Origin of the sequence: Lactiplantibacillus argentoratensis, from assembly GCF_037290055.1 — a bacterium.
Classification (GTDB): Bacteria; Bacillota; Bacilli; order Lactobacillales; family Lactobacillaceae; genus Lactiplantibacillus; species Lactiplantibacillus plantarum.
On the sequence record NZ_CP147647.1, the window covers coordinates 2,081,202 to 2,102,675 of the forward strand.

The window sequence follows — 21,474 nt, forward strand, 5'->3', positions numbered from 1 at the left end:
AAGCTATTCTAATTATTATGCTTCATGCTTCCGACGAGAAACGCCAAAGTATAGCGCTGAACCCATCAATAAGGTTGAAAGACCCAAGACAGCCAAAGCAGTCCCGTTTTCGTCTTCATCCGTTTGTGGTAACGTCTTTGCGTCTGAAGTCGTTGTCTTAGTTGTGACTACTGGCTTCAATGAGGCTGATGCAGGAACAACCCCGCTAGTCCCATTGTTAGTAGCAGCTGTCGTCGTTGGCGTTACTTCATCATCAGAAACCGTGGTTGCTGGTGCCGTTGAAGTAGTCGTCGTTGATGAACCGCCGTTGTTTGACGAGCCATTACCATTATCAACAGTATCGTCACTTGGCGTCGTAACAGGAGCAGTGGTAGTTGTACCAGTACCGCCACCGTTGATGTTGTCACCTGTACCAGGTGCAGTCGTAGGTGCAGTTGTGATCGTACCACCACCGTTGTTACCATTGTCGCCAGTACCAGGTGCAGTGGTAGGTGCAGTCGTTGAGCCGCCATTATCAGTCTTAGCATAAGTTAAGGTGATCGTCGCGTCATCAGCAACCGTACCACTCAAATCACCATCAGCTGACTTGTAAGTGTAACCATCGATTGAAGGAGTTGCGACCGTGTAAGTGTCCCCAACCTTGTAAGTTGTGGTCGTCGCACTCTTGATGGTGTTCCCGTCTGCGTCAACATAGTTAACTGTGATCGTCTTAGTCTGTTCAGTTGGTGTAGTGCCACCGTTCTTCGTGTAAACAAGGGTAACCGTGTTACCGTTGTATGCAATCGTCCCGGCAATGGCATCACCAGTAGCATGGTCATAAGTGTAACCAGCAATTTCTGGTTGACCAACCGTGTAAGCTTGACCAACGATATATTCAGTTACGCTGGATGCTTTGATGGTGTTACCATCAGCGTCAACATAATTGATCGTCAAGTTAGCTTTATTTTCAACTGGTGTCGTTGAATTCTTGGTGTAAGTTAAGGTAATCGTCTTATTACCATCAACCGTACCAGTCAAGGCAGCATCAGCTGACTTGTAAGTGTAGCCATCGATCGTTGGCGTTTCAACCGTATAAGTTGAGCCGTTATCCAAAGTTTGGGTCGTAGCAGCCTTGATCGTGTTACCATCAGCATCAACGTAGTTTACCGTAACCGTTGATTGTTCAACTGGGGTGGCATTCTTGGTGTAAGTTAAGGTAATTGTCTTATTGCCATCAACCGTACCAGTCAAGGCAGCATCAGCTGACTTGTAAGTGTAGCCATCGATCGTTGGCGTTTCAACCGTATAAGTTGAGCCATTATCCAAGGTTTGGGTCGTAGCAGCCTTGATCGTGTTACCATCAGCATCAACGTAGTTTACCGTAACCGTTGATTGTTCAACTGGGGCCGCATTCTTGGTGTAAGTTAAGGTAATCGTCTTATTACCATCAACCGTACCAGTCAAAGCAGCATCAGCTGACTTGTAAGTGTAACCATCGATCGTTGGCGTTTCAACCGTATAAGTTGAGCCGTTATCCAAGGTTTGGGTCGTAGCAGCCTTGATCGTGTTACCAGATTCATCAACGTAGTTTACGGTAACATCGGATTGTTCAACAACTGGTGCATAAATGAACGTTACTGTATTAGCACCAGCAACAAGCGTACCAGCAGCAACATTGCCGGATTGAACATCGCCGTCACCAATCTTGTAGCCAACGTAGGTATAGCCATCAAGACTTGGAGCCGTCAACTTGTAAGTACCGCCAGCACGAGTAAAGGTTTTGTCAGTACCTTGAGTATATTGGTTAGACTTAGCTAATGTTGTCCCATCAGCAGTCTGATAGTTAGCAACAATACCAGTATTTTCGGCGTAGACCAATACAATTTCATTTTTAGTAGCAACCGAATCGACTGTACCAGTTAAGCCATTGTCACCGGGTTTAACGTTATCGCTTGCGCCATAAAGGGCATAGCCATCAATCGTTGCAGGGCTAATTGTAAAGGTAGTTCCAACCTTTCCGCTCTTAGTTACACCGCCGGCAATCTGAGTATACTTAGGGGTACCATCAGCATTAACGCCGGTGATTACAACGTATGCCACCGAAACATCCTGTGCATCTTCAGCTGGTGTGGTAGTCGTTACATCAGTAGTTGTCTGCGCAGTGTAATCCCATCCATTCTGATACAGGTCTGTATTTCCAGCCGCTTCAATATGAGCTTTGTCATCAGCATTTGGAATGTCGTTGATGGATAAATAATCACTATTTGAATTAGTGTCATTAGTAGCTGTATATTCGTAGTTAAACGTTAGCGTGGTCGCGTTGATCACGTCCTTAACCGGAACTACGATAGTGCTACCAGTACCAACAGTCACTGGGGTGTTCTCATCGATTTGATATGAAACAGCCTTCCAAGTTCCGTTAGCCGTTTCAGAACTACCTGCAGGAGCAATTGAGAATTGGCCGTTTGTTCGACCCGTATTCCAGTCAATTTTTGGGTTCTTGGTAAGCACGACCTGCATGTCGTATTTTTGTCCCTTGACGGTCTTGGCAACCGTTGTGCCGTCGACTTTCACGTTGTTGGCGTTAATATCATGGCTGGCAGCTAATGACCCATTACCAGTAGCAACTGTTGAAGTTGCTTCAGAAGTCGAACCACTAGCAGCTTCAGAAGTTGTTAATGTTGCTTCACTAGTAACCTTCGGCGTTGCGCTAGAGGTCGGTGCAGTAACTGTTGGTGTTTCCTGTTGAACAGTCGCGGTTGTATCAACACCTGCAGCTCGTGACTGAACCTTAGCAGAAGTTGCAACAGCAGTTTGCGTTGTATTATTTTGACTAGCAACAGGACTTGCAGTACTTGTTGAAGTAGCACTCTGTGTTGCAGCAGAAGCTGTAGAAGTTGATTGACTAGTCGAAGATGCAGAACTGGCATCCGAAGTAGCCAATTGACTAGTTGCTGATGAACTGGCACCACTAGTAACCTGTTCCGTTTTAGTTGCATTTGCTGGTGTTGTATCAGCAGATGCATTGACATTGGCAAATACTAAGCCGGCAGCTAAGGCTAATGTGGTCGCGCCAGCGTAAACCCAGCGCTTGCCATCCTTATACATCTTTACCCGATAAATTGAATCACCGGTCACTTTTTGATTATCTTTTGACATATGGATTCCTCCCCAAGCACTCACGATTTTTGGCCTTATGTAAAATGATGGGCGACAAATCGCTTGCCAGCCCATCATCTTAGTCACGCGTCTATCGTGTTGTGCTTATTACACCATAACGGTTTTGTTGGCATTTCAGTTTTAAATGACGTATTAGCCTTTAATGGCTTTGATTACGTTCAAGATAAAACTGTGTAAGCCACCAAAGATGTCATTTGAAACACTTGATGAATACGATGATGTGTGTGTTCCTGGTAAAACATGAAAATCATTGAAGAAGCTCATGATCTATTCCCCTTTTAATTGGCTAGTTAATTAGCCTTTAATAGCTGCAATTACGTTCAAAACGAATTGGTAGAAAGTACCTAATGGTTGGTTACTTACATAACTCGTGTGGGTTGCAGTATGTGTACCTGGTAAGAAATGCAAATCAGAAAAGAAACTCATAATATATATCCTCCTCTATTATCTAAATAATATCAAGACATTAATTAATGAATTAATTAACCTATTATGTTTAATAAATTAACCCTTGATTGCTTTGATCAAGTTTAAGATAAAGCTGTGGAAGCCGCCAAAGATGTCATTTGAAACACTTGATGAATATGATGAAGTGTGTGTACCTGGTAATACGTGAAAATCGTTAAAGAAACTCATTGTAAAATCCTCCTAATTGATTAACTGTAATTATTTGCTGAACAAGCTCTTGATTGCTGGAATCAAGTTTAAGATAAAGCTGTGGAAACCACCAAAGATGTCGTTTGAAACACTTGATGAATATGATGATGTGTGCGTACCTGGTAATACGTGGAAATCGTTAAAGAAACTCATTGTAAAATCCTCCTAATTGATTAACTATAATTATTTGCTGAACAAACTCTTGATTGCTGGAATCAAGTTTAAGATGAAGCTGTGGAAACCACCAAAGATGTCATTTGAAACACTTGATGAATATGATGATGTATGGGTACCTGGTAATACGTGGAAATCGTTAAAGAAACTCATTGTAAAATCCTCCTATAATTGACTGCGATTATTTGCTGAACAAACTCTTGATTGCTGGAATCAAGTTTAAGATAAAGCTGTGTAAGCCACCAAAGATGTCATTTGAAACACTTGATGAATATGATGATGTGTGCGTACCTGGTAATACGTGGAAATCGTTAAAGAAACTCATTGTAAAATCCTCCTAATTGATTAACTGTAATTATTTGCTGAACAAACTCTTGATTGCTGGAATCAAGTTCAAGATGAAGCTGTGGAAACCACCAAAGATGTCGTTTGAAACACTTGATGAATATGATGATGTATGGGTACCTGGTAATACGTGGAAATCGTTAAAGAAACTCATTGTAAAATCCTCCTATAAATTGACTGTGATTATTTGCTGAACAAACTCTTGATTGCTGGAATCAAGTTTAAGATGAAGCTGTGGAAACCACCAAAGATATCATTCGAAACACTTGATGAATATGATGATGTGTGGGTTCCTGGTAAGAAGTGCAAATCAGTAAAGAAACTCATGAATAACTCCTCCTTTTAAGTTAGTTAATGGTTAAATCCCCAAGCCTAGCCAATTAATGGAAAGACTTGAGAGTTTGGAAAACAAATTAAACTCCCACAAACTTGGTTAAACGGTTAGAAAATTCAACTAATTAATCATTGGATTCCTTAGCACCCGCTTCTAGCGACGCCTAACCTTTGATTGCGGCGATCACGTTCAACACAAACTGATAGAAAGTACCAAGTGGTTGGTTGCTGACATAACTAGTATGTGATGATGTGTGGGTCCCTGGTAAGAGATGTAAATCACTGAAGAAACTCATGTTAATATCCTCCTTAGAAAATTTACAAATTGTTCACAAATTAGCAGCTCAATAATCATTAATTTAATTTAGTCTGTTAAATAACTAATATTGATTACTAATGCGAACGTGAAACAAGTAACCTCGTTTACGATTTAAATATTAACGAATCCGCCCCACCATCGTCAATAAAATTACTAATATTTGAATAAATACAGGGCAGTATCATATTCAATCAGTAAATGTGCATACTATGGACAACTTACGCGTTTCATTAACGGTCCAAATTTAAGTCCAATATCAATATTATTTATGTTTATCACCAGTTAACTATGCTCGTCGAAAGCGTTTAAACCCCTGATAATATCAGCATTTCAGCATGGTTGCTACTTGCGATATTCCCTTCTTTTTTCTCGATTGTGAACCATACCATCGCGAAATTTATCACCTAAAAAATAATTATAATTTTCACTTTTTTGCCTTATTATAAAAATTATTAATACTTTTTCCTTTTATCACATCATTTTTATTTCACCACTTAACCATCTCTATCCAGTTGAATACATATTTTTGCGCAAAAAAAGCGGCTATTGCCAATACTCAGCAATAACCACTTACTAATTTTAAACATCGAACATTATTTCACTAAAATCTTTTTAACCGTGTTGATACTGCAACCGATAAAAGTCACGATAACGTTCATGGGTCGCTAGCAAGGACTCATGATCACCATCACCCGTAATCCGCCCATCTTCCATGAAGAGAATCCGCGGATACGCCTCGATCTGGTTCAACCGATGGACGATCGTAATCGTCGTCAGATCAGCAGGTAATGTCGCCAGGAGCTGCGTTACCCGCTCTTGGTTCTGATTATCAAGACTAGCGGTTGCTTCGTCAAGAATCAATAAAGATGGTTGCCGAACAAGTGCGCGGACGATGGCCAAACGCTGTCGCTGCCCACCAGAGACGTTCAAACCGCGTTCGCCGACGTCCGTATCGAGACCGGCTGACAGCTCGGCTAACCAGTCCGCCAAGCCGACTTGCGTTAACAGCGCGCTTAATTGTTCGTCAGGCACTGATTCCGTCGAACCAAGCAGGAGATTATCGCGAATCGTCCCCGGCATCAAGTCCACTTCCTGGCTCACGTAGCCAATCTGATTACGAATCGAGGGAATCGTATAACTGGCCATTGTCTGGCCATTCACGTCCAGCTCACCGCGCGTTGGCGTATAGTAAGCCTCTAAGAGGGAGACTAAGGTCGTTTTACCGCTACCACTCTCACCAATCAAGGCGATCCGCTCACCGCGATGAATCGTCAAATCAATGTCCTTGAGCACCGGTTTATCACTTTCGTAGCCAAAATCAACGTGATCAAAGTCGACCGTATTGATTGTTGACAGCGTCTCACCTGACAACCGTTTATCTTCTTCCGGACTATCTAGAATGTTGTCGATACGTTCCGTGGCCCCGACCGTTTGTTGTAAGGCCGTTACTAAGCCAGTTACACTACTCAGTGGTGAAATCATTTGAACAGCGTACATCAAGAAAGCCACTAAGCTCCCAATCGTCAACGCGTTCGTTTGTACTAAAATACCACCGTAAACAATAATAATGAAAATTGCCGCCAGTAACATGATGTTCAACACTGGATTAAGCACTGAGATCAGCTTGATTTGACGGACACTGAAGCCCTTGATCCGATCAACTTGGTCTTTTCCTTGCTGTTTCAGGGCTTTTTCAGCAACCATTGCCTTCACTAACCGGTTTTGACCAATCATTTGTACCGCCGCACTATTCAAGTTGGCCGTTTCTTTTTGAATCGCTTTGGAGATTCGCGCTAACACTTGACCCATTGGCACGATAATCACGGCCATCAGTGGGACCACAATTAAAATAATAATCGTCAAGCGGAAGTTTAATAACAACATTAACGTTAAGGAACCCACAATTGAGATGATCCCATTGATGGCGTTCGAAAACTGACTTGAAATCAATTCAAAAATCGTTGATGTATCGTTGACCACCCGACTGGAGAGTTCCCCCGTGCGGTTATGGTCAAAATAAGGAATCGGCAAGTCCACAATATGTTGCCATAACGCGCTCCGCAACGTCGAAACGGCGTCGACCCCCGTATAACTGAGTAGAAAGCTTGACGCGACACTGGCAAATAACTGTACGACAATCACAGCCCCTAACCGCAGCAGCAGTTGCCCCGACGTGCCATGATTAAAAGCGTCGATAAATTCTTTCAACATCAGCGTAATACCCAGACTACAAATCGTCGCGACAAACGACAACAGAATTCCAACCACAAAGAGTCCCTTCTTGGGGTGGGCGTGGGTCATGATCAATCGCAGTAGATCACGGGTCCCATACTTGGCATGTGGTTGTTTAGCCGATGACGTGATATGCGTTTCCATTGGTTGTAACTCCCCTCATTGCTTGAATATCAGGCTGAATGACATGATCATTCCACCGTTGCCAAATCATCGCCTCAGAAAAGCGACTACTATTGCCGTACGCCCGCTCACTCATCTTCGCCAGCTGCTTAGGATGTTGTAGCAGCGTTAAAATCACCTTGCCCAATTCAACTAAGTTATTCGGGGTAATCAGTCGGCCATTTTCACCGTCCTTAATCATCGTGGCCGGTCCGTACTTAATATCATAGGCAACCACCGGAACACCATGACTTAACCCTTCTAAAATACCCAAGTTAAAGCCCTCATATTGACTAGTAAGGACCATCAGTTGCGCCTGGTTATAAACCGGCGTTAAGTCGCGCTCAAAACCTTTAAAGGTGATGAAGGACTGCCAGCGTTGTGAGCTGACCAAGGCCCGTAGCCGGTTTTCTTCCTTAAATCCAGTCCATGAATCACCATAACCATAAATGTCCAAGGTCACGTTCGACTGCTTTTCGTGAACATAAGCGACCGCTTTGATCAATTGTTCCAAGTTCTTTTCCGCCGACAAGCGGGCTACGGCAATCACCTTGCCGTCAGTTCGGTCCTTAAAGTCAACGGGACGAGCCGCTAGCTGTTCATCACTAACGCTGCCGACAGGAATTGCTAAGGTCGGAATCACATTATGAATGTGGTTCGTCATATCATCACACTCTTCTTGCGTTGACATAATCAGCCCGGCCATTTGACTGGCATGGTCTAATCCGATTTGGGTGTACGGCACGATGGGCGAGTTCACCACGTCCAGTGGATCCAGTGTGAAATTACTGTGTAAGAATTCATACTTGCGTGCAGCGGTGCTCATCTTCACAATCGGATTCATCCCGGCATCGCTACGATCCACGATCATCGTTCCGTGACCACCATACTCAGTATTCAATGCGTCCAAGAAAAAGGCGGTCAACTGATCCCAGTCCTCAAATTCATAATTATGGCCGTGATAGTTCAACAGCCGTTGATGAGTAGCAACTGGTTGCTGCTTCTCATTAGGCCGGAAGAACGTCTCTAAGACGGGTTGTTGCTGCAAATTACAGTGTTGTTCCAAGACGATATTCTGCTGGTCATCAAAGTACTGAGCCACCGTTAAGAAGCCCCGCGTATCATAATAGTCTCGACGGCTGACCGCGCCCTGTGGATTGAGAATATCGACGTAATCAATATTCCCCTGCGCATTTAACATCAGTGCTTTTTGCCGTTGTTCCCGTTGAATGACGTCAAATTCATTAGCGCTGACCCGTTCCAGCGTTTCACCCGTCACCCGTGGATAATTGGCCGCAGTTAACGGTTCGCCTTCGTAATTCGTAGTGCCTTGAAAATAATCATACATATTGACCTGGAACTCATCATCATACCCAATGAGTTGCATATTATGATGTAAATCGCGTACAAAGTTCCGGGTCACGATCAACGCAGGTACCCGGTGCTTCGTGAATAGTTTTTGACGCTGAATCATGGCTAACTCAATAGCTGATGGCGTCGAATCAATTTTGCTCGTAATAAAGAAATACATTTACTCCGCCCCGCTTTTATTCATGTGATAAACTTTCGACTGGATCTAGCCGCGCCGCCATATGTGCCGGTGCCAAAGCGGCCAATAAACTGATGACAACGCTGACTGTGATACCACCTAACATCGCTGCCCCCGAGATTCGAACGATTGGATACTTAATTAAGTTATAGATGGCCATATTGCCTAAAAATTGCCAGCCTTCACCAAACAGTAACCCCATAATGGCAGCTAATACCCCAATGGTCAGTGCTTCGGCAAAGAATAAATGACTAATATCACGTTTGCGAGCGCCTAGTGCACGCAGAACCCCAATTTCACGAGTCCGTTCAGAAACACTCACGTATAGCACGACGATAATCATGATTGCTGAAACCAACAATGCAATACCAGCCACCCCGGTCAATACGTTAGTCGCTAAACGAATATACGTATTCAATGAATCAATTAAATCACCGATTCCAGTATAGTTATACTGTTGCTTCTTATCGGTCCCCTTAATTGCCTTGATCTTATGTTCGACCTGCTTAACATTCGCCAATTTATCAATCTGGACAATGGCGAAGTTTGGTCGGTAAGCGACGTTCTTAGCGGTTAACATCTTTTTGACAGTTTTTGGCAAGACAACGACGCTGGTATCATCGCTACCCGTAATCCCACTGACGGTAAGTGTCTGCTTGATCGTTACCGCCTGATTTTTGCGATTAACCGTTGCCAATTTGACAGTCAACTTCTTGTTAAGTGCCTTTCGGTAGTTTTTCTTGCCCATCATCTTTTTGGCTAACTTGCGACCAATCAAGACTTGGTTAGTTCCAGGACGCGAGCCATTCTTGATGGTCTTGCTCAAAATTGTCGGATTATCCGTCTGGAGGCTAGCCGTTACCGTGGTTTTTTTGTAACTCGCTTGGGTGCTCGTGTAATATCCCAACTTAGTGGACTTAACGTGCTTGATTGCCGCTAATTGCTTCGCGTTAGTCGTCGTCACTTCGGCATTTTTCGTGGCTGTAACTTGCTCTTGATTGACCGCTGCCTTGTAAGCCGCCGCACTCGTTGCCTTCTTACGCGCAGCCGTGCTGACCTTTCCCGTCTTTTTTGACACCTGGACAGCGGTCGGGTTGACTTGTGACGTAATCTGATGATTCATGTAATTTTGAATCCCAGACCCTAAACCTAGCATCACCACGATGCTACTGATCCCTATCGAGGATCCAAAAATGATCAGTAGGTACCGGAGCCACATCCGCCGCATATGTTGCATCGACATCCGAAACATTTGCCGAAAACCAAGTGTCCGGTAACGCGTTGGCTCCTTATCGACCACGTCGAAAGGTGCCCCAATCACTAATTCGTCATGAATCTGACCGTCATCCAAATGAACGATCCGTGTCCCGTAGTCGGCCACTTCCTGCGAGTGAGTGACGGTAATGACAAGCTTCCCTTCTGCAGCGATCGAATATAAAATATCCATGACTTCCTGGGTATTTTCACTATCCAATGCCCCGGTCGGCTCGTCAGCGATAATAATATCGGGATCACTGGCAAGTGCGCGAGCGATGGCGACCCGTTGCTTCTGACCACCAGATAACTCATTTGGATACTGGTGCGTCTGCTGCTCAAGCCCCACCCGTTTAAGTAGTTCCTGAGCTTCCTGGACCTGTTTGGCATGGGACGTTTTAGTCATCTTCAATGAAAGCATGACGTTATCCAAGACAGTTAGGTAACTTACCAAGTTAAAGTTCTGAAAGATAAAGCCGATCGTTTCGCGCCGGTACCGGTCCATTTGCCGCACATTCATCGAACGCAAAGATTGGCCGTCCAACAAGACATCCCCATCATAATGATGATCTAAGCCCCCGATAATATTCATTAACGTTGACTTACCGCCACCAGACTCCCCAAGAATTGAAATAAACTCGCCCCGTTCGAAGTTTAGATTGATGCCTTTTAAGATGACATTTTCTTGGTGATTTAAGGTATAGGCCTTACGAATATCGTGTAATTCTAAAAAGCTCATATATGTACCTCCACTATTTTATTAACTACATTCCCCACAATGTATTTCCTCATTAATAACATTGCGTTTTTTGGTGAATGATGTAAAGTGTTATTGAATACCTGGGGTCATCATTCACAATTAAAATTATAATCATCTTAAACCCCATCAATCCGCATACTTGGTAGGTACAATTTGTAAAATATCGCTCATTTTGCACTTATTTTTATTAAAAATTTTCTGTTTCGTTATTATTCTATGACGGCAATTAATACTTAACTGTCGGTATAATTCAACCCAAGCACCCCACACATTCAAGGTGTAAACTAAAAAGTCCTCATCACTAGACCACGGGCCCTAGTGACGGGGACTTCATGATATTAAATTAAAGCCGCTCACTCGAATTGTACTCGAAATGAGGTTTACTTAAAAAAGGACCGTTTGGTGACTACCCGGTAAATCGCATCTGCCAGCCCGGTCACGAAAACAACGATCAGCCCGGCGAATTGCAACCATGGCAACTGTTGTTTAATTACTGCCACTTCACTCCCCAGCCAGAAAACCAGTAAGCCAAGGACAATAATGATACTTTCGATAATGTTTAGTTTACACATCTCAGACTCCTCAAGAACATCACACATTGTTGCGCGCAACCACCATGCGTGACGATATTTATACTTCCCTATCCAATTTATTATAACCCGTCCGCGACTAAATCGCATCACAACCAGTCCTATCACGCTTACCAACTCGGCCCTACGCTTATTGCGTTGTCTAGCAGGCATAAAGTGCGTTGGACGACCCGCGCCGAAGAACTCATATGTGATGTTAAGTTAGCGTTCAGGTTAATTTCGGCAACACCAGCGTTGGCCCCAATATTCAGATTGTCAGTGCCACCTCAGGGCAGCTACAGAGACCGAGTAACAAGGATACTCAAAAAAGCCCCAGAAACAAGCAACCTATCATGATACAGTCACGAACCTGACCATCACTAATAGTTGTTTATTTGAGGGGCTTCCGTACTACGTTATTAGCCTGCTGATACCTTAGTCACTAAGGCGTGCAGTTAACTTCTTAGTTAATTCTTCGTAACCAGGCTTGCCAAGTAAGGCGAACATGTTGTTCTTGTAAGCTTCAACACCAGGTTGGTTGAATGGGTTGATTCCGTTCAAGTAACCAGAAATGGCAACTGCAGCTTCAAAGAAGTACATCGTGTAGCCTAACGTGTAAGCATCTTGTGAAGGAATGTTAACGACCATGTTAGGAACACCGCCATCAACGTGGGCCATAATAACCCCTTCAAAGGCTTTGGTGTTAACTTGAGCCATCGTCTTGCCTTCAAGATACTTCAAACCATCAAGGTTTTCGGCTTCCTTAGGAATGTCAACGTCACTAGTAGAGTTGTCAACCTTAACGACCGTTTCCATCAAGTTACGACGACCTTCTTGGATATATTGACCCAATGAATGTAAGTCAGTCGTAAAGTTAGCTGATGATGGGTAGATTCCCTTTTGGTCTTTCCCTTCGGATTCACCCATTAATTGCTTCCACCATTCTGAGAACATCGCCATGTTTGGTTCGTAGTTTTCAAGAATTTCAGTGGTATAGCCCTTCCGGTACAAGATGTTCCGGTAAGCAGCGTATTGGTATGCTTCGTTCTTAGTTAAATCGGCATCTTTGTATTCACTTTGGGCATCCGCAGCACCCTTCATTAATGAATCGATGTCCCCGCCAGATACAGCAATTGGTAATAAACCAACTGGTGTCAAGACAGTGAAACGACCACCAACATCATCAGGAATAACAAAAGTTTCGTAGCCTTCAGCGTCAGCTTCTTGCTTCAACGCACCGCGCTTACGGTCAGTTGTCGCATAAATCCGGCCCTTAGCAGCTTCTTCACCGTACTTCGCAATCAAACGTTCCTTGAAGACCCGGAATGCGATTGAAGGTTCAGTCGTCGTCCCAGACTTCGAAATGATGTTGACAGAGAAGTCCCGGTCACCGATTAAGTGAATTAAGTCGTTGACGTATGAAGATGAGATTGAGTTCCCAGCAAAGACAACTTGTGGGAATTTACGGTCTTCACGTGAAAGTGATGACCAGAAAGTTTCGTGTAAGAATTCAATGGCTGCCCGTGCACCGAGGTATGAACCACCAATCCCGATTACAACGAGGACGTCTGAATCGTCTTGAATCTTCTTTGCAGCGGTTTTGATCCGTGCAAATTCTTCCTTATCGTAATCTGTTGGTAAATTTAACCAGCCGCGGAAATCATTACCGGCGCCGGTTCCTTCACGCAGCTCCTTATCAGCAGCTGTGACCATAGCTTGCATTTCGCCAAGTTCGTTATCATGGACGAACTTAGTTAAATTAGAGCTGTCAAATGAAATGTGTGCCATTTACTATTACCTCTTTCTATACGTATTTACATGTCATATTATACAATAGCTCGCCTAATAATGAAAAGCGCTTCCTCCTTTTTTTCGTAAATTTTCGTAATTTGTGTAAAAAATAAATACAATTATTAACAAAAAAGGTGCTGATAACTTACCGTTACCGCACCTTCAGCAGATTTTTGCAATCTGTAAATCAAATAATTAATTTTTTAGTAAAGCTTTACTAAGCCTTCATCAAGGACAACGCGACCCCACCAACAATGACGAGGATCGAGCCAATCACAACGTAGACCATTTCCCGTTTCGTCTTGTGCTCGCCCAAGAGATAAATGCTACCGAACGTGGAAATAACGATCCCCATTTGTGACAGTGAGTATGCAACGGCTTGTCCGATTTGAGCCATTGCCATAAACATGAACAGGTTCCCAACACCCCAGACCAAACCGGTCACGATGTTACGATAAGTTGCTTTCACGACCCATGGCTTATCCTTAAAGGACCAGATCAAAGCACCGAGTAACATCCCAACGGCTTGTGGCATTACGACTGCTTGCGCGTTAACGTTACCATAGTGAACAACGATCGTATAGCCCGCATAGCCAATCGTTGATAGGATCAACGCACGAATCCCAACGCCCCAGTTTTCAGAAGTGCTCCGGTTCGGGTCAGTCTTATCAGTCAAGGAAGTCAATACGGCCCCCGCAATCAAGACAATGACGGAAATCGAACCGACCCAATACATGTTACCGTGCCATTCATTGAATAACAGCACACCGGCCAACGCGTTCGCAACTAGTTGCATCCCGGTTGAGATTGGCGTGGTCCGTGAAATACCGACCGCCTTCATTGATGTAAATTGTTGACCTTGACCAATACTCCAGAATAGCCCTGAGACGATCCCAATCAACCAAATTTTGCTTGTTAAAGTTGGTTGTTCAACCGCCCAGAGTGCCAAACCAAATACCAAGGCCCCCATGGTCATCCCAAGGGTCTGTTGCCGAGCGGTACCGCCCATTCGGCCACTAATTAAGCCGATACTGCCCCACGCAATCGCAGGAATCAGTGCAATTAGAATTCCCATTACTAATAATCCTCATTTCTATGTTTTCTCTCTTGCCTAACGACAAGGAATTATTTTACCAGTTAAGTAACCGTTTTACCAGTCACAATCAGGGATTCAGGGCTAAATATAATTATTTTTATATTTTCATGAATTCGTTTTCTTAGTGATAGGGACCGTTTTCAATTAATGAAAACGGTCCCCGAAATACCCATTAAAATTTTTTTCTGCTCCACTCAAATTATGGCGCAATAACTACTTATCGAGTGTCAAAACCAAGACCTTCAAATAGTTGCTTGCCAAGTAGGCCTTGCGCGTCACAAAGTCAGCTGGTAATCGGAACGTCTCACTGAGCGTGAAGTGCCGGTCACTTCCAACGAAAGCCGCCGTGACCGCCGCTTTAAACTTCTTCATTGAGAAATTATTCGCGGTCGTCGCGATTACTAATTGACCGTCACGCCGAACGACCGGTAAGGTCGCCGTCAATAAATCAGTTAAGTCAGTTGCCACTTGGAACTTTTGCTTCTTGACCCGTGCAAAAGTCGGTGCCGTAACCACAACAACGTCATAACTTAGTCGGTGCTTCTGAGCATAGTCTAAATAACTATTTACTTCGATTGCCCGAATTTCTTGCTTATCAGGGTCGATATTATTGACGGCTAGTTGATCAGCGGTCTCCTTAGCACCCTTCTTGCTTGTTTCAATGGAGATTGTCTTGGCAGCACCCGCAACGGCAGCAGCAGCCGTAACCCCATTTTCCTGGCTAAACAAGTTCAAGACCGTCTTACCTTGCAATTCGGCTCCGGCCAACCATTCCCGGATGGGACGCATATCTAATAGTAACCCGGTCGTTAAATCATCAGCAAGGTGTAATGGATACGTCACCGCGCCTTCAGTCACTAATAACGGCTCTGGTGCTGCTTCACCCGTGACGAGTTGACTCTTTAAGTTAGCTTCTTCGACATTAAATCGTAATTTCGCATAGATGCCTTTAAATTGATGTTCAGTAGCCGCTTCAAAAGCCGCATAGATCATTTCGCGTTGCTGGTAAACACCTTGTGCGTACCATGTAAAGACATAGTAATCTTGATAACGATCGATTGTTAACCCGCCGAGACCGTCGCCATCCGCATTGAAGACCCGTTGTGGTAACTGTGGATCCATGCTCGTTGCTCGCCGGACCAACGCCTGTTTGAATAACTTACGAAAGTAATCGGTCGTTGGCGTCTCACTTTCATCCAAGCTCAAGACCCAGCCTAGTTGCCGACGATGCTTCGCAATCAGCGCGTAGCCCATAAATTGAGAACTTGCCATTAACGCCACAAAAGAGCCATCGGTTAGTTTCATACTCGGATCCTTGAGATCATCTTGTACGAGTAAAGGATAGCCGTCCTTGACTTTACGTTGCGAATTTCCCGTAATTTGTACTCTTTGCATAGTTGTTGTTTCTCCTATTCATTTCAAATCTTATCTAAACTATTGATAAATCGCTGTTTGCAGCCTTGTTAAGGGTAACATATTTAGCCTCAGAGTGCGAGGTAGAACAGTGTCAATCGCTGAAAAGTATTAGGCTTAAGGTCCGCAATCGATTACTATTAAACGTCCGTTCCTACTATTAATGATGAGTTATTGCTATGGCCACCGTTACCCCGCATTAGCAAAACCGGGCCTCGAGATCATTACGATCCCCAAGCCCGGTCCGTACGGATTTACCCGCTTTAAACTATCACGTTAATCATCAATAATCGGTTTATCAAAACCTTCATCTGGGAAAGTAACGGTAAAACACATCCCTTCATTCTCCACACTGTCAACCTTGATCGAACCACCATGTTGTTGGACTAATTGATGTGAAATCGCTAGCCCTAAACCTGATTCACCATACTTCGTATTCTTTCGTGATGGGTCAGCCTTATAATACCGTTCCCAAATATTTTTGACTTGGTCCGGTGTCATCCCAATCCCATGGTCTTGAATCGCGACAACCGTCGCATGATCCGTACGGCTACCCGTTACTTCGATCACGTTAGCTTGTGAAAACTGAATGGCATTCTGCATGATGTTAAACAAGACCTGAACAAAGCGATCATAATCGGCCCATACTGGCAGTTTCTCGGGAACCGTCAGCTTGAATTCATCATCCGCAGCGGCCGCTTTCTTTGTGAGCTGTTCAACTAAGTTATGCAAAACCTCGGCGCCATCAAAATTGGTCTTGTTCAAAGCAATCTGTCCGGTCCGAATTTTTTCGTAATCCAAGTTCTCATTGACTAGTCGAATCAACCGTTTCGTCTCATTTTGCATCAGTTCAATTGAATGACCCTTGTCTTCTTCTGGAATAGCATCGTACGCTAACCCTTCCAAAATACCATTGATCGTAGTCAACGGCGTTCGCATCTCGTGGGCCGCATCGGCCATAAACTCCCGACGCCGCTTTTCCTGTCGCTTAATTTCTTCATTGGAAGTTCGCAGGGAGTTGACCATGCCGTTGAAATCATCCGCCAAGTCATCAATCTCATCCTTATGATTACTGTCAACTTGAATGTCAAAATCACCATTTGCGACCGAATGCGTCGCGTACCGCAATCGATTAATACGACGAACGGAATAACGTGCCAAAATGTAACTTAACAACAGAGCCGCAATCCCTGAGACTAACAGTGCAATGAACAGATTTTTTTCGATCTGCTGTTCATTGGCCTGCAAGGTCTGTTCAAACGACCCAATCGAGATGGCCCCAACAAACTTCTTCGTTGCTCCATTCCTATAGAAAAGTGGCACTAAAACGTCAATGGTTCGCAACGACGGTGTATTCACGGGTTGATCACGATTGCGTGTTCTGAACGTGACGTGGGGCGACTGCGTAATAATCTTATTCCGCTTCAGCTTCTTCCAATCTTTGGCTGAGATCTTGGGATCATAAATCGAGCCACCGGGGGTCCCGCTCATTGTTGTCCCCATACCACTTGGATAGACCAACTTTTTGTTAGCATCATATACCGAAAAGTGAATATGTTGATCTCGTAAGATGACGGTCCCATCATTTAGAAATTGTTGATTAAACCCGACAACTTGATTAGTCTTCGTATTATACCGAATAGCTTCCTTTTCAATACTCGCGGCGTACTGCTGCAATTGTTGCCATGAGTTTTGATAAAGCATCGTTCTAGTCGTTCGAATAAATGAAAATCCGAGGACGACGATTACCGTAATAATGACGGCAAAGAACGCTAGCATTTGTTGATAAATCAGTTTCATTGAGCGTCAACTCCACTATCATCAAACTTGTAGCCGACCCCCCAAACCGTCTGAATAATTTGTGGCCCAGCTTTTTCAATCTTTTGGCGCAATTTTTTGATATGTGCATCCACAGTACGTTCGTCACCATAATATTCATAGTCCCAGACCAGTTGCAAAAGTTGTTCGCGTGAGAAAACTTGCCGCGGCTTTTGAGCTAAGGTCTTCAATAAATCAAATTCTTTGGGGGTCAAGTCTTGAATTTGTTTGTCTGCTAAATAGGCTTCCCGCGTCTTGGTATTCAGTTTAAAATGGTCCGTCTGAACATCAAAGGAACTCACCGTGCTGGCAGGTTGGTCAGCCGGCGTGGTCTTAGCCAAATCTGCTCGGCGATGAAGGGCCTTGATCCGAGCAATCAGTGTAATCGGTGAAAACGGCTTGGTGACATAATCATCAGCGCCCATCTCTAAGCCAAGTACCTGATCACTTTCCGAATCACGGGCCGTCAACATAATAATTGGTACAGTTGGGGAAGCCTTGCGAATATCCGCACTAACTTGCATGCCATCCTTGCCTGGCAAGTTCAAGTCGAGCGTCACCATATCCCAGCCATCGACATCTTCATTGAACATTTCGACAGCTTCATTGCCATCATAAGCAAAATGGGCATCCCACTTTTCCTTCTTAAAAAACATGGCCATCATTTCAGAGACCGATTTATTATCTTCAATCATTAATAATTTCATAGTGCAACGTCCTCCAAGTTAATTACGATTGCTAACTTTGTTGATTAATCATCATTTATTAACCTATCTATTATCATACCCTACTTCGCGCTAGGATTCAGGATTAGTATAACAACAAATTAATAGCAAAGCGTGCACGATTTGTGAAATAACTGTGTCATCCCATCATTGAGGGACACTTAATAATCTTGGCACATCAGTCACACATCATACCAGAGTCATGCTCACTGACATAAAAAGCACGATTTTCTGCCGTTCATACCGACCAGGAAATCGTGCATCATTCAGTTACATTTCACGAGTTGCGAGCGTGAAGTCACCATTTAAGTTCAGGATGACTGCCGGTTCGCCCCTTCACAACGTCCACTGTGCCTAATTCTTAAAGGAGTGGATTGGTGCCGGAATATGACCCCCACGCTTAATGAACGTCGTTGGTTGATTGGTGTTGACCGGCATAACTGGTGCTTGACCGAACAAGCCCCCAAATTCAACCGCATCACCAACACCTTTGCCGGTAGCTGGTATGACGCGCACCGCCGTTGTTTTGTTGTTGATCATCCCAATCGCAGCTTCATCGGCAATCATCCCACTGATAGTCGCGGCACTAGTATCACCAGGTACTGCAATCATATCCAGACCAACTGAACACACTGCTGTCATCGCTTCCAGTTTTTCAATATTCAAACGACCAGCACTGACCGCCCGAATCATCTCAGCATCTTCAGAAACCGGAATAAAGGCACCCGACAGTCCACCGACATGTTCGCAGGCCATCACGCCACCCTTCTTCACGGCATCATTCAGTAAGGCCAACGCCGCCGTTGTTCCCGGCGCACCGACACTTTCCAACCCGATTTCTTCCAGAATCTCAGCAACCGAATCGCCTTCGTTAGGCGTTGGTGCCAGTGATAGATCAACAATCCCAAATGGGACGTGCAACCGTTCTGACGCGATGGACCCAACAAATTGCCCCATCCGCGTCACTTTAAACGCCGTCTTCTTAATTTGTTCCGACACAATGTCGATCGACTGACCGCGAACTTCTTCTAAGGCTCGTTTTACGACACCAGGGCCACTGATCCCAACGTTAATAACTCGATCAGCTTCACCAACACCGTGAAAAGCGCCCGCCATGAACGGATTATCGTCGACCGCATTGGCAAATACCACTAAACTCATGCAATTGACTGGATCGTCAGCCGCAATCTGCTTTATAATACGACCCATTTCACCGACCGCGTCCAAGTTGATTCCAGCCCGTGTCGACCCGACATTTACCGAACTGCAAACACGGCTAGTTGCAGCTAACGCGGCGGGAATCGATGCAATCAGTTTGCGGTCCCCACTCTGATACCCCTTCTGAACCAGTGCGGAGAAACCACCAATGAGATCGACACCTAGCGCTTGAGCTGCCCGTTCCATGGTTACTGCGTACGCGACATAGTCTTGATCCTGACTCGCAGCCGCAATCAATGCAATCGGCGTTACCGCAATTCGCTTATTGATGATAGGAATACCGTACTCTTCTTGAATTTGAGCGGCCACTTTGACCAGGTCCTTCGCGCTAGTCGTGATCTTATCATAGATTTTTTGCCGGGCCCGCTCACCATCACTATCAACACAATCAAAGAGCGAAATGCCCATTGTGATTGTACGAATATCAAGATTTTCCTCGGCCACCATCTGAATTGTTTCTAAAATTGAACGACTTTCCATGGCCGCCTCCTATAACTTCTGAATTGCGTCAAAAACCGCTTGCCGTTGAATTCGAATCGTTAACTCTGATGCCTCACCGAGCGATTCTAACGCCGCTTTGGCCGCCGCAAAACTTAATTGCTGGTCATCCCATTCCGCCGATAGCATCATGGTAAAATTATGATCCATCAAGGTTTGCGAAATATCGACAATATTGATTTTTAAACGTGCTAACTCGTTCGCTACTTTTGCGACAATTCCCACTTGGTCCTGTCCCACAACGGTAATAATTGCTTTCATCTTTATAGCCTCCGTTAGACGCATCATTATTCGCGTTTGATTGTTCATATCATAGCATGAGTTCTTCTGAAACGCACCCGTTACTTTTGATGAAGTAACCCATGAGAATAATAAGAGATTCCTCATAAACATAGGTTCCCAGACGCACCTTTGCTATAATGAAAATTGCTTATTATTTTCAGAAAGGAGTCGTAATTTGACACAACAAAATCATTTACGGGGCGTCTTACTCGCTAGTAGTGCCTGTATTCTGTGGGGTATCTCAGGGGTGGCTGCGAGTACCCTCTTCATCAATAATCCGCATCTAACCGCAATGTGGCTAACGCAGGTCCGCATGATCAGTGCAGGCTTGATTTTACTCGTCTGGGGGATGGTGGCTGGTAAACATCCCTTTAAAATCTGGCATCACCGCCATGCCGCTTGGACAGCGGTGAGTTACGGTTTGCTGGGGCTGATTCCGGTTCAACTTTGCTATTTCGAAGCGGTTCGCGTTGGTAATGCCCCGATTGCCACGATTATTCAATTTCTTGGCCCATTCATTATCAGCATCTATTACTTCTTATTTAAGCACGTGACACCCAGTCGTATCGAACTGATTGGTATGATCATGGCCTTTATCGGGACACTATTGATCGTGACACACGGTCACTTAAACAGTCTGGCAATTTCACCCGTCATCTTGTTCTGGGGCGGCTTATCCGCCATCGGGGTCGCCACGAACACCTTGATTCCGCGAACCATTTTACCAAAGTATGGCGCATTAACCGTCACTGGCTGGGGGTTACTGATTGCGGGTCTGTTTCTAACCTTGTTACAACCCATGTGGCGTGTCCACCTGACGATTACCTGGCCCCAATTAGGCTTGTTAATCGTCATTATTCTCTTAGGAACGGTGGCCCCCTTCCTGATGTTTGCGCGTAGTTTAAGCGATATTCTACCGACAACGGCCAGTTTGATGGACGCCTTCGAGCCCTTAGCCGCGACGGTTTTCTCGATTACTTTTCTAAACGTTCAACTCACTAGCTTCGATTTTATCGGCGGCTTACTGATCATCTTGGCAGTCATGGCACTTTCACTGAACACACATAAAATGTTGCACTTTTTGCGGCGCCGCCGAGCACACTCTTCATCTTAAACTGCT

The 21,474-nt window shown here is 44.5% G+C and carries 22 protein-coding genes and 1 pseudogene; 1 reads left to right on the plus strand and 22 read right to left on the minus strand.

The features are described 5' to 3' along the window. Positions 1-15: 15 nt before the first annotated feature. The 22 genes and pseudogenes from V7R88_RS10110 to V7R88_RS10210 all read right to left on the minus strand — a co-directional run bounded on the left by V7R88_RS10110 (position 16) and on the right by V7R88_RS10210 (position 20,333). Positions 16-2,352 carry a MucBP domain-containing protein gene (locus V7R88_RS10110; RefSeq protein ID WP_404820996.1) on the minus strand — a complete coding sequence of 779 codons (2,337 nt, stop codon included), beginning with the start codon at positions 2,350-2,352 and terminating at the stop codon, positions 16-18. 687 nt (positions 2,353-3,039) lie between these two features. After that, positions 3,040-3,216: pseudogene (locus V7R88_RS14370) on the minus strand (KxYKxGKxW signal peptide domain-containing protein); the annotation flags it as partial. Between the two features lie 75 nt (positions 3,217-3,291). Further along, a complete protein-coding gene (locus tag V7R88_RS10115) occupies positions 3,292-3,423 on the minus strand; it encodes a hypothetical protein (RefSeq protein ID WP_072535367.1) in 132 nt (43 codons plus the stop codon). Positions 3,424-3,453: 30 nt separating this feature from the next. Beyond that, positions 3,454-3,585, minus strand: coding sequence for a hypothetical protein (locus tag V7R88_RS10120; RefSeq protein ID WP_003645284.1), 132 nt, complete (start codon positions 3,583-3,585; stop codon positions 3,454-3,456). Between the two features lie 78 nt (positions 3,586-3,663). Next, a complete protein-coding gene (locus tag V7R88_RS10125) occupies positions 3,664-3,795 on the minus strand; it encodes a hypothetical protein (RefSeq protein WP_015640739.1) in 132 nt (43 codons plus the stop codon). 30 nt (positions 3,796-3,825) lie between these two features. Next, positions 3,826-3,969, minus strand: coding sequence for a hypothetical protein (locus V7R88_RS10130; RefSeq protein WP_016527239.1), 144 nt, complete (start codon positions 3,967-3,969; stop codon positions 3,826-3,828). A gap of 30 nt (positions 3,970-3,999) precedes the next feature. Next, entirely contained in the window at positions 4,000-4,143 is a 144-nt protein-coding gene (locus V7R88_RS10135; RefSeq protein ID WP_016527239.1) for a hypothetical protein, read from the minus strand. Positions 4,144-4,171: 28 nt separating this feature from the next. Further along, positions 4,172-4,315, minus strand: coding sequence for a hypothetical protein (locus V7R88_RS10140; RefSeq protein ID WP_080339090.1), 144 nt, complete (start codon positions 4,313-4,315; stop codon positions 4,172-4,174). A 30-nt stretch (positions 4,316-4,345) separates the two neighbouring features. Next, positions 4,346-4,489: a hypothetical protein gene (locus tag V7R88_RS10145; RefSeq protein ID WP_016527239.1), complete on the minus strand. Its 144-nt coding sequence runs from the start codon at positions 4,487-4,489 to the stop codon at positions 4,346-4,348. 29 nt (positions 4,490-4,518) lie between these two features. Beyond that, on the minus strand, positions 4,519-4,662 hold the full coding sequence (locus V7R88_RS10150) for a hypothetical protein (RefSeq protein ID WP_015640740.1): 144 nt from the start codon (positions 4,660-4,662) through the stop codon (positions 4,519-4,521). Between the two features lie 170 nt (positions 4,663-4,832). Next, a complete protein-coding gene (locus tag V7R88_RS10155) occupies positions 4,833-4,964 on the minus strand; it encodes a hypothetical protein (protein WP_003642764.1) in 132 nt (43 codons plus the stop codon). Positions 4,965-5,599: 635 nt separating this feature from the next. Further along, positions 5,600-7,363, minus strand: a complete 1,764-nt coding sequence (locus V7R88_RS10160; protein ID WP_054397720.1) for an ABC transporter ATP-binding protein — start codon at positions 7,361-7,363, stop codon at positions 5,600-5,602. Then, a complete protein-coding gene (locus V7R88_RS10165) occupies positions 7,335-8,912 on the minus strand; it encodes a glycosyltransferase (protein ID WP_054397719.1) in 1,578 nt (525 codons plus the stop codon). Before V7R88_RS10165 ends, V7R88_RS10160 begins: the two co-directional genes overlap by 29 nt. 16 nt (positions 8,913-8,928) lie before the next feature. Then, positions 8,929-10,923 (minus strand): ATP-binding cassette domain-containing protein, encoded by a 1,995-nt coding sequence (locus V7R88_RS10170; protein WP_338816222.1) that lies wholly within the window; start codon positions 10,921-10,923, stop codon positions 8,929-8,931. 401 nt (positions 10,924-11,324) lie between these two features. After that, positions 11,325-11,516, minus strand: coding sequence for a hypothetical protein (locus V7R88_RS10175; protein ID WP_057717788.1), 192 nt, complete (start codon positions 11,514-11,516; stop codon positions 11,325-11,327). Positions 11,517-11,948: 432 nt separating this feature from the next. After that, positions 11,949-13,301 (minus strand): glucose-6-phosphate isomerase, encoded by a 1,353-nt coding sequence (locus V7R88_RS10180; RefSeq protein WP_226319771.1) that lies wholly within the window; start codon positions 13,299-13,301, stop codon positions 11,949-11,951. Between the two features lie 220 nt (positions 13,302-13,521). Beyond that, on the minus strand, positions 13,522-14,379 hold the full coding sequence (locus V7R88_RS10185) for a GRP family sugar transporter (protein WP_054397712.1): 858 nt from the start codon (positions 14,377-14,379) through the stop codon (positions 13,522-13,524). A 234-nt stretch (positions 14,380-14,613) separates the two neighbouring features. Beyond that, positions 14,614-15,795 carry a class I SAM-dependent methyltransferase gene (locus V7R88_RS10190; RefSeq protein ID WP_003642757.1) on the minus strand — a complete coding sequence of 394 codons (1,182 nt, stop codon included), beginning with the start codon at positions 15,793-15,795 and terminating at the stop codon, positions 14,614-14,616. Positions 15,796-16,089: 294 nt separating this feature from the next. Continuing rightward, positions 16,090-17,613 carry a HAMP domain-containing sensor histidine kinase gene (locus V7R88_RS10195; RefSeq protein WP_338816223.1) on the minus strand — a complete coding sequence of 508 codons (1,524 nt, stop codon included), beginning with the start codon at positions 17,611-17,613 and terminating at the stop codon, positions 16,090-16,092. Next, entirely contained in the window at positions 17,610-18,338 is a 729-nt protein-coding gene (locus V7R88_RS10200) for a response regulator transcription factor (protein ID WP_003646617.1), read from the minus strand. The genes V7R88_RS10195 and V7R88_RS10200 overlap by 4 nt, the downstream gene beginning before the upstream one ends. Before the next feature lie 372 nt (positions 18,339-18,710). Continuing rightward, the gene (locus V7R88_RS10205; protein ID WP_003642754.1) at positions 18,711-20,054 is read right to left on the minus strand and encodes a PFL family protein; all 1,344 of its coding nucleotides are present in this window, start codon (positions 20,052-20,054) and stop codon (positions 18,711-18,713) included. Positions 20,055-20,063: 9 nt separating this feature from the next. Continuing rightward, positions 20,064-20,333, minus strand: a complete 270-nt coding sequence (locus V7R88_RS10210; RefSeq protein WP_003646616.1) for an ACT domain-containing protein — start codon at positions 20,331-20,333, stop codon at positions 20,064-20,066. 196 nt (positions 20,334-20,529) lie between these two features. On the opposite strand from V7R88_RS10210, the gene V7R88_RS10215 reads away from it, so the two are divergent. Further along, positions 20,530-21,468 carry a DMT family transporter gene (locus V7R88_RS10215; protein ID WP_011101810.1) on the plus strand — a complete coding sequence of 313 codons (939 nt, stop codon included), beginning with the start codon at positions 20,530-20,532 and terminating at the stop codon, positions 21,466-21,468. Positions 21,469-21,474 lie beyond the last annotated feature (6 nt).

What these genes read in the sequence shown, in the direction of transcription:
- V7R88_RS10180 (WP_226319771.1), bottom strand. Translation starts at nt 13,301, where the DNA reads ATGGCACACATTTCATTTGACAGCTCTAATTTAACTAAGTTCGTCCAT.
- V7R88_RS10130 (WP_016527239.1), bottom strand. Translation starts at nt 3,969, where the DNA reads ATGAGTTTCTTTAACGATTTCCACGTATTACCAGGTACGCACACATCA.
- V7R88_RS10190 (WP_003642757.1), bottom strand. Translation starts at nt 15,795, where the DNA reads ATGCAAAGAGTACAAATTACGGGAAATTCGCAACGTAAAGTCAAGGAC.
- V7R88_RS10140 (WP_080339090.1), bottom strand. Translation starts at nt 4,315, where the DNA reads ATGAGTTTCTTTAACGATTTCCACGTATTACCAGGTACGCACACATCA.
- V7R88_RS10155 (WP_003642764.1), bottom strand. Translation starts at nt 4,964, where the DNA reads ATGAGTTTCTTCAGTGATTTACATCTCTTACCAGGGACCCACACATCA.
- V7R88_RS10200 (WP_003646617.1), bottom strand. Translation starts at nt 18,338, where the DNA reads ATGAAATTATTAATGATTGAAGATAATAAATCGGTCTCTGAAATGATG.
- V7R88_RS10205 (WP_003642754.1), bottom strand. Translation starts at nt 20,054, where the DNA reads ATGGAAAGTCGTTCAATTTTAGAAACAATTCAGATGGTGGCCGAGGAA.
- V7R88_RS10145 (WP_016527239.1), bottom strand. Translation starts at nt 4,489, where the DNA reads ATGAGTTTCTTTAACGATTTCCACGTATTACCAGGTACCCATACATCA.
- V7R88_RS10115 (WP_072535367.1), bottom strand. Translation starts at nt 3,423, where the DNA reads ATGAGCTTCTTCAATGATTTTCATGTTTTACCAGGAACACACACATCA.
- V7R88_RS10150 (WP_015640740.1), bottom strand. Translation starts at nt 4,662, where the DNA reads ATGAGTTTCTTTACTGATTTGCACTTCTTACCAGGAACCCACACATCA.
- V7R88_RS10160 (WP_054397720.1), bottom strand. Translation starts at nt 7,363, where the DNA reads ATGGAAACGCATATCACGTCATCGGCTAAACAACCACATGCCAAGTAT.
- V7R88_RS10120 (WP_003645284.1), bottom strand. Translation starts at nt 3,585, where the DNA reads ATGAGTTTCTTTTCTGATTTGCATTTCTTACCAGGTACACATACTGCA.
- V7R88_RS10165 (WP_054397719.1), bottom strand. Translation starts at nt 8,912, where the DNA reads ATGTATTTCTTTATTACGAGCAAAATTGATTCGACGCCATCAGCTATT.
- V7R88_RS10135 (WP_016527239.1), bottom strand. Translation starts at nt 4,143, where the DNA reads ATGAGTTTCTTTAACGATTTCCACGTATTACCAGGTACCCATACATCA.
- V7R88_RS10210 (WP_003646616.1), bottom strand. Translation starts at nt 20,333, where the DNA reads ATGAAAGCAATTATTACCGTTGTGGGACAGGACCAAGTGGGAATTGTC.
- V7R88_RS10175 (WP_057717788.1), bottom strand. Translation starts at nt 11,516, where the DNA reads ATGTGTAAACTAAACATTATCGAAAGTATCATTATTGTCCTTGGCTTA.
- V7R88_RS10185 (WP_054397712.1), bottom strand. Translation starts at nt 14,379, where the DNA reads ATGGGAATTCTAATTGCACTGATTCCTGCGATTGCGTGGGGCAGTATC.
- V7R88_RS10125 (WP_015640739.1), bottom strand. Translation starts at nt 3,795, where the DNA reads ATGAGTTTCTTTAACGATTTTCACGTATTACCAGGTACACACACTTCA.
- V7R88_RS10195 (WP_338816223.1), bottom strand. Translation starts at nt 17,613, where the DNA reads ATGAAACTGATTTATCAACAAATGCTAGCGTTCTTTGCCGTCATTATT.
- V7R88_RS10170 (WP_338816222.1), bottom strand. Translation starts at nt 10,923, where the DNA reads ATGAGCTTTTTAGAATTACACGATATTCGTAAGGCCTATACCTTAAAT.